Here is a 12,983-nt window from a genome sequence, read left to right on the forward strand (position 1 = left end):
CAGATATCGATACAGAAACCCGGGATTTCCGGGTTTTTTTGTGCATTGTCGTAAGATTTTTTGGGTATTAAAGCAACACTTTGTTAATATTAACTTAATTTTCTTATTTTTATAAAAATACCACATAGATGAAGAAAATTATCCTACTAATCGCTGCGCTGGTCGGTACGCTGTCGCACGCCCAACAAAAGTCGGTATGGCGCAATGCCAATTTGGCCGAGACCACCCAAAAAAGCTTGGTGAATCGCAGTTCGTCGCCAAGTAATTATCAGATTTTCCAGCTTGATACCGATGCGTTCCGGACGATGTTGTCGGCTGCACCCATGCGCGGTACGCAGTCGCGGATGTCAAATGTGATCATCGAGCTGCCCAACACCGACGGCAAACTGGAAAAGTTCCGTGTCAAGGAAACACCTTGCATGGAGCCCGAATTGGCTGCGAAATTCCCAATGATCAAGGCCTACGCGGCCCAAGGAATCGACGACCCGACGGCCGTCGCGCGGTTCACCGTCACCCAATTCGGTCTGCACAGCATGACGATGTCTGGCGGTAAAAGCACGGTTTTTATTGATCCGTATACCATAGATCAATCATACTATATGGTGTACGACCGACATTCGATAGGCGCCGATGCCCAAGATTTTGAATGTCTCACCGCCGATTTCGATCAAGCCGACCGAAACGCCAATGCCAATGTCAATGCGCCACTGCATACCGATGATCAAGCATTGCGCACCTATCGCTTGGCGCAATCCTGTACGGGAGAGTACGGGACCATTTTTAAAGGTACGGGTACTATTGCCCAGCAAAAGGCCAACGTCCAGGCGCAAATGGCCATCACGATGACCCGTGTAAACGGGGTGTATGAAAAAGACCTCGCCATAACGATGGTCTTTGTGGCCAACAACGACCAGATCATTTACCTCGACGCAGGCACCGATCCGTGGTCGGGCGAATACAACACCCAGACGGCCCAAACCATCGACGCCGTCATTGGGGTGAACAATTACGACATCGGACACAATTTCAACACAACGGGTGGTGGCAACGCAGGTTGTATCGGTTGTGTATGCGCCTCGACCTCGCAAAGCGGTTTTCACAAAGGCAGGGGTTATACCGGCCGGTCCAATCCCACTGGCGATGCGTTCGACATCGACTATGTTGCGCACGAGATGGGGCACCAATTCGGCGGTTACCACACCCAAAGCAACAACAGTTGCCGTTCGGGAAATCAAACCGAAGTAGAGCCCGGGAGCGCCTCAACCATCATGGGGTATGCGGGCATTTGCGCGGCCAATGTGCAAAGCAACAGCGACGATTATTTCGCCTACGTGAACATCCGCGACATCATGCAGAATGTAAAATCCGGCGTCAGCTCTTCGTGCGCGCAAATCACCGCCATAGACAATCAACCGCCAACGGTGAACGCGGGTGCCGATTACAGGATTCCTAAATCTACACCATTCGTGCTTACCGCGACAGGGTCTGACCCCGATAGCGATGTGCTCACCTATTGTTGGGAGCAACGCGATCCCGAAGCGGTCCTGCCTTCTTCGCAAAACAATGCAGCGCCTACCTCGACCAGGACCGCAGGACCCATGTTCCGTTCCTTGCCTGGAACGGTGTCGCCGAGCCGTTTTTTTCCGAATATGGCTACGGTACTTGGGGGCGCAACGTCGAACACCTGGGAGGTATTGCCTTCGGTGGCACGGATCTTCAATTTTTCGGTGGTGGCACGCGACAACGTAGCGGGCGGCGGCCAAACGGCTTCCGATATAATGGTGGTTGAGGTCGATGCCACGGCAGGGCCTTTTGTGGTCAACAGCCCAAATACTGCTGTTTCGTGGGTCGCAGGGGCCAACCAAACCGTCACGTGGAATGTGGCCGGTACCACCGCCAATGGCATCGACTGCGCCTATGTAGACATCTACCTGTCTACCAACGGCGGGTCTACATTTCCAATTCTGTTGGCCAGCAAAGTCCCCAACGACGGATCCGAAACGGTGACTATCCCGAATACGACAGGAACCACCAACCGCATCATGGTCAAGGGGAACGGCAATATTTTCTTCGATGTGTCGAATGCGAACTTTACGATAACCGCGCCGGCAGCAAGCTTCTCGGTTGCATTTTCGGGTATCGAGGGCGGTCAAAACAAAGGCGTTTGCCAGGGCAACGTCGCGTCTTTTGATTTTAACTACGCACCATTGGCAGGATTTTCGGGCACTACGAGTTTTTCTGTGTCGGGCAATCCGGCCGGAACCACTGCCGTGTTTTCGCCGACTTCTGCTACGGCGGGCGCATCGGTGAATCTTTCTGTGGAGAACACCAGCGGTATTGCTCCGGGATTTTATCCACTGACCGTCACGGCCACTTCGGGTGCCGTCACCAAGACCGTCAACTTTTACATGGAGATTATGGACGGCGGATTTTCGACCGTTACCGCGACAAACCCATTGCACGAAGCCTTTGCGGTGCCTGCGTCGGTATCGTTACAATGGCCTGCCGATACGGCCGCAACCGCCTATGATTTAGAAGTGGCCACCGACGTCGATTTCACCAATATTTTGGTCGATACCACTGTTACTACCAATAGCTACGCGCTTTCGGGGCTAAGTGAAAACGCCAACTATTTCTGGCGCGTGTTACCCAAGAATGAAGGTTGCTCGGGTACGCTGAGCGAGATCTTTAGATTTACGACGGGTTCGCAGCAGTGCGCGCCGTACAACTCGACCAACGTACCGCTCAACATTTCGGCTTCGGGCACGCCCACGGTCAATTCGACGCTTACCATACCGTCGGGCAGCAATGTGACGCTTTCGGATGTGAACGTAAGTGTCCAGATTACCCATTCGTGGACAGCCGATCTTACGCTCACCCTGATCAGTCCGTCGGGCACGCAGGTGCAATTGGTAGCCAACCAATGTACGAACAACGACAACATCAATGCGACTTTCGATGACGCCGGAACTACGCTCATTTGCGGAACAAGCCCGGCGATCAGCGGAACAATAGCACCGGCGCAGCCGTTGTCGGCGCTGAATGGCCAAACTTCTCAAGGTGTTTGGACACTCCGCGTGAACGACAATGCCTCGGGCGATGGCGGTTCGATTACAGCCTGGAGCCTCAACCTTTGTAGTGTACCGAGCCAGCCGCTCAGTTGCGGTGCCCTCTCGACCACTTGGGACGGCGACGCATGGACGAATGGGCGTCCCGTAAGCAACGTAGCCACGACGATTGCAGGAGATTACACCTCAAACGGCGACCTGGAAACGTGTTCATTGAACGTTACCGGAACGGCGCAGGTCAATTTTGTTTCGGGAGGTAACCTGATTGTTACGGGCGCGGTCAATGTGGCGCCGACGGCACAGCTGACCATGCAAAACAACACCAATCTGGTCCAGATAGACGACGTGGCCAACACAGGCAACGTGATCGTCCACCGCGATACGTCGCCGCTTATGCGTTTGGATTATGTTGCGTGGGGCAGCCCCGTAGAAGGCGCGATGACATTAAAGGAGTTTTCGCCCAACACGCTCAACAATCGTTTTTACCTTTACAACCCAAACACCAATCTGTACAATGCTGTTGCCAATCCGCTGACCGCGACTTTTTCGGGTGCCGACGGCTATCTGATCAGGATGCCCGACAACCATCCGACGACGCCTACCGTATGGCACGGGCAGTTTGAAGGGGTGCCGCACAACGGAGACGTGACCAAGGAATTGCAGTATTTCAATCCGGGCAGTTTCAATTTGCTCGCCAATCCGTATCCTTCTACGATTGTGGCCGACGACTTTTTGTCGACGAATGCCGGATCAGTATTCGGGACGCTCTATTTTTGGCGCAAGACCAATGCCGCCGCGGGAACAGCTTATGCGACGTATACGCAAGGTGGCGCTACCACGACTTCGCCGACAAGCCCGGTGCCGAATGGCTTGATCCAGGTAGGACAAGGGTTTTTGGTCGAGGCGCGAAACGTGGCCCAACCCGAAGTCGTTTTCAACAACAGCATGCGTTTGGCCAACAACGGCGATCAATTTTTCAGGACGGCAACGCTCGCCGAGAAACATCGTTTTTGGCTGAACCTCACCAACAGCTCGGGCATGTTCTCACAGCTGATGGCGGGCTACATGACCCATGCCACACAAGGGGTCGACGACGGTATCGATGGCAGGGCGTTACTCGACAGCCCCGTCGGATTGGCGACGTTGATCGGTGCAGTGCCGTATACGATACAAGGCCGTGCGCTGCCGTTTGACCAAGGCGACGTGATCCCGTTGTCGTTCCGAACCGATGCGGGTGGCGACTTTACCATCGCGCTCGACCACGTCGATGGGCTTTTTCTAGAAGGGCAGTCGATTTTTGTAAAAGACAACGAACTGGCGCAGACCCATGATTTGACAGATTCGGCCTATACGTTTACGTCGCTTCCTGGAACGTTCGATGCGCGTTTCGAGGTGGTTTTTGTCGATACGGCCTTGTCGACGCAAACGGCTTTGGCCCAGGATCAGGGTATCGTAGTTGCTTCGCAGCCCTTGTCGGTTCGCGTCAAATCGGCACCGGGCAAAATGCAAAACGTCAAGGTCTATGATTTGCTGGGCCGATTGTTGGCCGACAGCGGTTCGGTTGCTACCGCCGAATTTGCCTTGCCGGTTGGCCGGATCAACCAGGTGTTAATGGTCAAGGTCACGCTCGAATCGGGGCAAATTGCCTATCGAAAAATCCAGCATTGATAAAAAAAGGGCTGTCTTTTTGAGACAGCCCTTTTGCTTTTTGCAGATCGCAAAACTATTGCTTGACGAGTTTTTTTGTGAAAGACTTGCCGGATTCGGTTTGTACCGTCACCAAATAAATTCCGTTATCCAACGAAGATACATCAAACGCCGCCTCCGAGCGTTCCATCACTTTTTGGCCCGTCACCGAATAAAGAGCCACCTTGGCTATGGCATCGCCCGAAGCAAAAATGTTGAGCTGGTTGCGTGCCGGGTTCGGATACAAACCTACTCGCTGTTGCGCAACCACATCGTCTACAGACAAGATTGCGTTTTCAATCGGATAACGCATGATGCCCAAATCCGACGTCGCGATGTAGGCGTTGATGTCGTTGCCGTCAAAATCATAATCCATCGCATAGGCCTGCGCATAATGGATGTCCTGCGGCGTGACGTGGTTCCAGGTTTCTCCATTGTTCGCGGTATAAGCAATCGACGCCATCACATATTCGGTCGAAAAGATGCTCACGACAAGTACGCCATCATTCAACGGCGAATGTTTGACGCGTTTGGCGTCGGTGCCCGCAAGGATGGACGTCCAGTTGGCGCCCCAATCCATCGACGTATACACCCCGATGTTTGTCCCGACGGTCAATTGCCCTGGATGCAACGGATTGCCCTGCATGTCCCAAATGATATCGGCCTCGGTAAGCTGCTCGAGCCCGTCGCCGATTTCTTCCCAATTCAATCCGCCGTCGGTGGTCTTGAGGATTTTATGGCGCTTGGCGATGTAGATCGTATTCGACGCCACGGGATCGATAACGATTCCCGTGATTACGCCGTCGCCAAACTCGGTAACTTGTGGCGTGGCAATGTCGGTCGTGATAATGTTGCCCAGATCGGAAACGTCAATTTTTACCATATTGCCGCCTTCGCCGGAACGCATCGAAACATAAATGATGTTTGTGTTGTTCGGGTCGATAGTCAGTTCCTGCATGTCGTCGGCGAAAGCCTGCAATATGTTGGTTGTGGTGGCACCGTAATCGGTACTCATGGTAAGCCAGCCGCCAAAAAAGCCCATGGACGCATAGCTGAACACGCGACCGGCAACGGCAGGATCGGCTACCATGTAATTTCTTTTGGGATTGAACGAGTCCGGATTCTCGACGTCATACGCCGATGCGACCCCGGTATTGATGTTTTTGTGGTGGCGTCCGCCTTGTCCGCCATAGTACAGATGTACTTCGTCCGAATATTTGGCGACCGATGCGCCGATGACATAGAAGAAAGGCGCCTCGATTTGCGTCAGCGTTTCGGCGGTGTTGTCGAACATTTGCGGGTACAGATCGGTGGTGACGGCAATCTGGTTCCCGTTCGACGGGTTGTACGACGCATTGATGCCATAATAGTAATCCATCGAAATGCCCACCGGGTACACCACATTGGTCCAGGTCGTACCGCCGTCGTTGGTGCGTACGATTTCGTTTTCCTCGAGCGCGATGATCTGGTCGGGGTTTTGCGGATTGTAAACAATTTTGGTGATGTTGTTGAGCGTTTCATCGGTCCAGGTAATCGGCACCGTGCTCCAGGTGGCACCGTTGTCGGCCGATCGGTACAGCGCTTCGGGATGGATGCCAAAGCCGATACTGCTGCCCATCATCATGTCGTTGGCGTCGGATGGATTAAAGGCGAGCGCATCGAGTGTCACCCCGGCAAGCGTCTCGGTCCAGTTCTGTCCGTCGTCGACTGAAACCCACAAACCGCCATCGACGTTGCTGTCGCCGTTGCCGCGTGCGAGGAAAATCTTGTCGGAATTGTTCGGGCTGATGGCCACATCGTTGATGAACACATTGTCGTGGTTCACCGTATAATAAATTTCAGACCAGGTGACGCCTGCATCCTTGGTATAAAAAACTTTCGAGAAGCTGCTCAAGCCCACCGAAAATCCGGTATCCACGACCATCGTGTCGCCCGTACCATCGAACAAATCATAAGAGTTGATCCAACTTGGCCCGGCATCGGGTACGCCGCTTTGCGGGATGGGATAGCTGTAGGTGATGGCCGCCGTAGCCAAATCATAAATCAGGATTTCGTCACGGGTAGAGAAAGTCAGCGCGGTGTTCCCGGGCGCGAGCCGCAAGTCGTCGAGAAAGTCGGTTTCGGGATGTGAATACAGCAGTTCCCAATTGGCACCGTTGTCGGTAGATACCACAATGTGGTTGCCGAACGTGGCCGCATACAATTTGTTGGGGACCGTCGGGTCATAGGTCAGGTCCATCAGTTTGGCGTAGTCGCGCGCCGCTTCGAAGGTGGTTTGCGCAACGCCTACGCCGGCCATAAGGAGCATGGCCATCATAGTAATCTTTTTCATTTTTTGATTCGATTTTTGGTTTTCTAAAGTTTCCAAAAAAGTGCGGTCGAATCAAAAAAACAGGCGTGACAAAACGTGACAACCGCCAGACAAAGTGTGATTTACAACGACGCCAGGTAGTCGTACAGGTTGACGTTTTCGGGCAGTTCCATTTTGGCCGAGATCCGCTCCTTGCGTTTGCGACACGCTTCGGGCGTGACGTTGAGCATGGATGCGATTTCCTTGGTGCTCAAATTCATGTAAATGTAGGCGATGAAACGGATGTCGTTGGCGGTCAACGACGGGTGTTTGGCCTTGAGCGTATTGAGAAAAGTTTGGTTGACTTCTTCAAAGTGTGTGATAAAGCTGTCCCATTCGGCGTCGGTCTTCAAGTGGTTTTTTAGGATTTTGATGTGGTTGACCAGCGCCGTGTCCTTGGCGTGTTCGGGCGATTGCGACAAATCCGACAGTATGTCTTCGATCATTTGGTTGCGCCCCGACAGATAAAGTGCCTTGGCCGACAGTTTGCGGTTTCGGGCTTCCAACTCGCTTTTGAGCCTTTCCTGCTCGAGCAACGCCAGCGATTCTTTTTCGATGATTTGTTTTTCGAGCAACAGATTGTCGCTTTTTTCCTTTTCGAGTTCGAATGCCAGGGCGTGTTGGTTGCGTTCGGCGACCAATTTCTTTTGCTTGTATTGGAGCGACCGGTTGCGCAAAATAACCACGACAAATGCCGCAATGACAAACAATACCGCGAGCACGGAATAAAAAATCTTGCGTTCGCTGGCCAGGCGACTTTCCTTGAGCGCGAGTTCGTTGCGGTAGTTTTGGATTTCAAACTTCACCTTGCCACTTTCGAACAGCTTGCCGTTTTTGATTTCCTGTAACTGTTCGGAAGCTTTTAAAATTGAATCCTTGTAGGCGAGCGCGGTTTGGAATGTCTTGTTCTTGAAATGCAATTCCGACAGCAATTCAAACACGGCCATTTTCGTGTCCAGGTTCGGGCGCCGGTCCAGGATGCGTTGCGCATAGTCGAGCGCCAGCGGCAGTTGGTTTTCCTTGCCATAAGACTTGGCGATAATCGTGAGCAGCGAAATACCCGTATCGTTGAAATCCAGGTCTTTTGTTTTTTGCAACAATTCGAAAGCAGTTTGGCGCGCCAACTGCGTACGTCCTTCTTGCAAATCACCGTCGGCAATCCCTATTTTGGCCAGTGTTTGAAATTGGGGTTGCCCTTTGAGCAACGGCAGCGCTTCTGTAAAATAGGCCCGTGCGCGTTGGGTGTCGCCTTGTTCGTTGGCCACATTTCCCAAATTCATCGCATACATCCCCACTTTGACATCGTCTTTGTTGTCCTTGGCGATGCCGTAGGCCTTTAAAAAATAGTCGGTGGCCTTGTCGTACTTCTTTTCCTTAGAATACAGGATGGCGATGTTGTTGAGCACGACCACTTCCTGCGTTGCGTCGAGTTCCTTAAGTGCAATCGTATACGCCTCGAGATAAAGGTTGAGCGCTTCGCCGTATTCGAGGATCAGGTAGTAGTTCGCGCCGATGTTGTTGATGGCCAGAAATTCCTGTTTGTGCCAGCGGTTCTTTTTTGCCATCGAGCGCGCCTGCGTCAGCAATTCGAGCGATTTGACGTGCTGGCCGCGTTGCATGGCCTCGACGCCTTGTTTGATCAACGTGTCGCACTGCGCGACCGACTGTGCAAGCGCTGTCGAACAAAACACAAAACAAAAGAGGAAACAAAGATACCTGGTTGCCATCGGTCGGGATTATCACGTAAAAATACAAAAAAGCCTTTCGTTTTAGAAAGGCCTTTGTTTGTTACGCTTTGATTTTTCCCGATGCCTCGAGGTTTCGCTCGATGGAGTGTCCGGGACGCGACCATCTTGGTTTTTCGCCCAGCGACTCGAATTGCGAGTCGGCCGCTTCGACCGTTTCGGGTTGTGCGTGCTTGACAAACGGTTTTTGTGGAATGAGTCCGAGCATGTCGAACATTTTCATGTCTTCGTTGACATCTGGGTTGGGTGTCGTGAGGAGTTTGTCGCCTGCGAAGATAGAATTGGCGCCTGCAAAGAAACACATCGCCTGGCCTTCGCGGCTCATGTTGGTTCGGCCTGCCGAAAGACGTACCTGCGTGTGCGGCATCACGATCCTTGTTGTGGCCACCATGCGGATCATCTCCCAGATTTCGACGGGTTTTTCGTCTTCCATCGGCGTGCCTTCGACGGCCACCAATGCGTTGATGGGCACCGATTCGGGTTGCGGATCAAGCGTGGCGAGCGCGACCAACATGCCCGCACGGTCTTCGACCGATTCGCCCATGCCGATGATACCGCCACTACACACCGTGACGTTGGTCTTGCGTACGTTTTCGATCGTTTGCAAACGGTCCTCGAATCCGCGGGTCGAAATGACTTCTTTATAATATTCCTCGGAGGTATCGATGTTGTGGTTGTAGGCGTACAGTCCGGCCTCGGCCAAACGGTGCGCCTGGTTTTCGGTAAGCATCCCCAGCGTACAGCAAACTTCCATGTCGAGTTTGTTGATCGTACGCACCATTTCAAGAACCTGGTCGAACTCGGGACCGTCCTTGACGTTGCGCCATGCGGCACCCATACAAACGCGCGATGAGCCGCTTGCCTTGGCACGCAATGCCTGCGCCTTGACGTGGCTCACGGTCATCAGGTCGTTGCCTTCTACGTGCGTGTGGTAGCGCGCCGCTTGCGGACAATACCCGCAATCTTCGGGGCATCCGCCGGTTTTGATCGACAACAGCGTCGAAACCTGAACCACATTCGGGTCGTGGTGTTGGCGGTGGATGGTGGCCGCTTCAAAAAGCAGGTCCATCATGGGTTTGTTGTATATGGCGATGATTTCTTCTTTGGTCCAATTGTGTTTCGTGATGCTCATTGGTCAGGATTTATTCGGTCAAAAATAGCGAATTCAAGTCGAAGTTATACATTTCGATTCTCAAAAGTTGGTGACACACCCTTATATAGAATCAAAAAAAATGAGGCCACATCCCTGCAAGCCTCATTTTCAAGAAGTGGCTGTTGCTAGTCCACTTTATTGATGACCTCTACTTTGTCTTTCCAATATTGCATCAAGCAGAACGATACGATGAGCGATGCCGCGGTCGATTCAAACAGCAAACCAATACAGTAGTGGTTGATAGTCAGTTCGCCGCCGCCAAAGATGAAGTTGTCCGACAGGTTTTTCAAATAGGCCTCACCGCCGTTGTAAGCGATGTACGCCAACAGCGCCGCGATGCTCAAAACCGCCCCGATCATAGAGGTGATCAACGCCGATAGAAAGTGTGTATTGTAGCCGCGGATCCCATCGGCTTGGTTGGCCTTGATGGTGCGGTTGACGCCATAGGCCACGATCAAAAGGTTAAAGAAACGCAAGTACACCTGATCTGACAATCCCGCGAATTCCAAAATGATGAAGTAAATCCCAATGCCCAAAAAGATGATGATCCCGTTGGTCAGTTCTCTCGTAAATTTCATAATTGCTGGTTTTTGATGGATGCCGGGCGCGCCCGACCGTTAAACAATCCACTTGGTTGTAATATTAAAATTACGGATTTAATAAAAACCGCGCTATGATTTAAACCGAAATTTGTTACAAGATTACCGTTGCCCCTCGGGAAGCAGCCACGACGAATGGCCAAAGTAGTTCCAATCGGCGTGGGCCAAATCGACCGAACTGTCTACAAAAGGAAGAAAAGGCCCGCCATTGACCGATACCATAGCCGTCACATACACCGCCACGTCTTTGTTTTGCCGCGCGAAGTGTTCTTTGATGTACTGCGCCATTTGCCAGATGCCGTCGGGCTTGAACGAAACAAAGCCGATTTGCTTGGGCGTCAAATGGTCTTCGAGACGATAGGGGACAATCGCTCCTGTTTTTCGGTCGACGACTTTGTAGTGCGAATAGGCCTGTTTTTGCCGCAGCATCATACGCCACGAAAGCCGGTGGCCTTCTTCGGTCCAGAGCACATCGCCTTCGATAAAATAATGCCGCACCGGCAGGGCAAGTTGAAGTACAAAAAAAGGAATGAAAAAATAGATTGCGCTTAAGTCTGAAGATAAGGTGCAGTTGGTTTCGGGACGTATTTTTTCGCGCAAAAACCAACGTCGGATGTTTTCGGGCGGATAAAAAAACAACACAAAGGCCAGCGCAAAAAACGGAAAAATGCCAATCTGCAACACGATGGCGTTGAACAGGTGAAACACCAAAGCGGCGACGAAAGCGATGGTGCGCGTCCTGCGCCAAAGCAGCGCGGGAACAATCAGCAAATCGAACGCCAACCCCGACCACGCCAAAAACAGGTGGAACCAGTGTTGGTCAAAAACGCCTTTTACAAAAACCGTACGGTTCGGCGCGCTGAGCATCAAGTCGATGTAGGAGCCGTCGAGCCAGGCCGGATACAATTTAGAAACCACGGCAAACAGGTACACGATCGCAATCTGCAAGACCATCACCACGGCGCACCACCGCGGCATGGTCGTCGATTTGGTAGTTGGATTTCGTTTTGCATCCCACGACGCATACCGGTTGGCGGGCAACCACCACATGATGATGCACACCAGCAACAACAAATAATAATGGTTGTTGTACGATACTTTCTGCATCAAATAGGCGGCGGTCCAAAGTATGGTAAAACTGCCGAGCGCGAGTCGGTACCGGTACCCCGCCATCACCATCAAGCCCAGTACGCTCATGGCGATAAAATGCGCGTAAACCGCCCATCCCGGCAATTGCAGCCAATCGAACCCAATGTGCGGAAAAGTGTATTCGGGCTCGATCAGGTTGCGGTAAACCCAGCCCGTCAGGATGGCGCCCAGGGTTTCGGCGAACAGCAGGAACCCGAACAGCATTCTGAACACAACCAGTCCAGCGTTGTCGATGGGTTCAAACAGCCTGCGCATCATTTTTTGGATAGGAATCCGAGCGCTTTTTGTTGGTCGTTGGCGATGGCGGTCTTGAGCGCGTCGATCGATTCGAATTTTTGTTCTTCGCGCAAATATTCGAGCAACGACAGCGTAATTTTTTGACCGTACAAATCGGCGTCGAAATCAAAGAAATAGGTTTCGATGGTCAGGTGTTCGCCCGCGACGGTAGGATTGGTGCCTATGCTCATCATCCCAAAAACGGTGCGGCCTTCAAGCTGGCTTTGTACGACGTAAACACCAATCTTGGGAATCAGCTTGTAATCTTCGGCGATGTGTAGGTTGGCCGTAGGAAACCCGATCGTACGCCCAAGTTGCTTGCCTTGTACGACGGTTCCGTTTAGCGGATAAGGATAACCTAAGTATTCGTTGGCCAAAGCAATATTCCCTTGGTGCAACGCATTGCGGATTTTGGTCGAACTCACCGAGACGGCATCGATTTCCTGGGCCGAAATCTGCTCGACCTCAAAGCCGTACTCCTGGCCAAAAACAATCAGGTCGTCTATATTGGCGGTACGGTTTCGGCCGAAACGGTGGTCGTGGCCGATGATGATTTTGCCGATGTTGAACTGGCCGACGAGGATTTTCGACACAAATTCGTCGGCGGTGAGTCTCGAGAAATTTTCGTCGAACGGATGGATGATCAAATGGTCCAGTCCGGTGTTTTCGAGTAGGGCGATTTTTTCGTCGAGTGTATTGAGAAGTTGGATTTCAGACCGGTCCTGCAACACCATGCGCGGATGCGGGAAGAACGTCAGGATCACGCTCTCGGCTTGGTTTTGTGCGGCGCTTTGCAGCAGTTTCTCGATGATTTTCCGGTGGCCGATGTGCACGCCGTCGAAAGTGCCCAACGTGACGACGGTTTTCTTTTCGGGCTTAAAATCGTATATCGAACGGTGAATTTTCAAAACGCACATCTTATGGTGCAAATTTAGCCAACATTTTGAAATTTTGCCG

The 12,983-nt window shown here is 52.2% G+C and carries 7 protein-coding genes; 1 reads left to right on the forward strand and 6 read right to left on the reverse strand.

Going from position 1 to position 12,983, the window contains the following annotated elements:
* The first annotated feature begins 128 nt into the window (after nucleotides 1-128).
* Nucleotides 129-4,736, forward strand: coding sequence for a reprolysin-like metallopeptidase (locus BLP55_RS04915; RefSeq protein ID WP_091141209.1), 4,608 nt, complete (start codon nucleotides 129-131; stop codon nucleotides 4,734-4,736).
* 55 nt (nucleotides 4,737-4,791) lie between these two features.
* Here the strand turns inward: BLP55_RS04915 and BLP55_RS04920 are convergent, their stop codons facing one another.
* The 6 genes from BLP55_RS04920 to BLP55_RS04945 form a co-directional block, all read right to left on the reverse strand.
* Nucleotides 4,792-7,086, reverse strand: coding sequence for a T9SS type A sorting domain-containing protein (locus tag BLP55_RS04920; RefSeq protein WP_139149606.1), 2,295 nt, complete (start codon nucleotides 7,084-7,086; stop codon nucleotides 4,792-4,794).
* A gap of 101 nt (nucleotides 7,087-7,187) precedes the next feature.
* Entirely contained in the window at nucleotides 7,188-8,831 is a 1,644-nt protein-coding gene (locus BLP55_RS04925; RefSeq protein ID WP_091141211.1) for a tetratricopeptide repeat protein, read from the reverse strand.
* Nucleotides 8,832-8,892: 61 nt separating this feature from the next.
* Nucleotides 8,893-9,981, reverse strand: coding sequence for a biotin synthase BioB (gene bioB / locus BLP55_RS04930; RefSeq protein WP_091141212.1), 1,089 nt, complete (start codon nucleotides 9,979-9,981; stop codon nucleotides 8,893-8,895).
* A 146-nt stretch (nucleotides 9,982-10,127) separates the two neighbouring features.
* Nucleotides 10,128-10,580 carry a hypothetical protein gene (locus BLP55_RS04935; protein WP_091141213.1) on the reverse strand — a complete coding sequence of 151 codons (453 nt, stop codon included), beginning with the start codon at nucleotides 10,578-10,580 and terminating at the stop codon, nucleotides 10,128-10,130.
* 123 nt (nucleotides 10,581-10,703) lie between these two features.
* Complete coding sequence (locus tag BLP55_RS04940) at nucleotides 10,704-12,008, reverse strand: HTTM domain-containing protein (RefSeq protein ID WP_091141214.1); 1,305 nt, start codon at nucleotides 12,006-12,008, stop codon at nucleotides 10,704-10,706.
* On the reverse strand, nucleotides 12,005-12,934 hold the full coding sequence (locus BLP55_RS04945) for a bifunctional riboflavin kinase/FAD synthetase (protein WP_091141345.1): 930 nt from the start codon (nucleotides 12,932-12,934) through the stop codon (nucleotides 12,005-12,007). The genes BLP55_RS04940 and BLP55_RS04945 overlap by 4 nt, the downstream gene beginning before the upstream one ends.
* Nucleotides 12,935-12,983: the final 49 nt, after the last annotated feature.

The organism is Flavobacterium caeni (assembly GCF_900101895.1).
GTDB classification, from domain to species: domain Bacteria; phylum Bacteroidota; class Bacteroidia; order Flavobacteriales; family Flavobacteriaceae; genus Flavobacterium; species Flavobacterium caeni.

What these genes read in the sequence shown, in the direction of transcription:
- BLP55_RS04915 (WP_091141209.1), top strand. Translation starts at nt 129, where the DNA reads ATGAAGAAAATTATCCTACTAATCGCTGCGCTGGTCGGTACGCTGTCG.
- BLP55_RS04920 (WP_139149606.1), bottom strand. Translation starts at nt 7,086, where the DNA reads ATGAAAAAGATTACTATGATGGCCATGCTCCTTATGGCCGGCGTAGGC.
- BLP55_RS04925 (WP_091141211.1), bottom strand. Translation starts at nt 8,831, where the DNA reads ATGGCAACCAGGTATCTTTGTTTCCTCTTTTGTTTTGTGTTTTGTTCG.
- bioB (WP_091141212.1), bottom strand. Translation starts at nt 9,981, where the DNA reads ATGAGCATCACGAAACACAATTGGACCAAAGAAGAAATCATCGCCATA.
- BLP55_RS04935 (WP_091141213.1), bottom strand. Translation starts at nt 10,580, where the DNA reads ATGAAATTTACGAGAGAACTGACCAACGGGATCATCATCTTTTTGGGC.
- BLP55_RS04940 (WP_091141214.1), bottom strand. Translation starts at nt 12,008, where the DNA reads ATGATGCGCAGGCTGTTTGAACCCATCGACAACGCTGGACTGGTTGTG.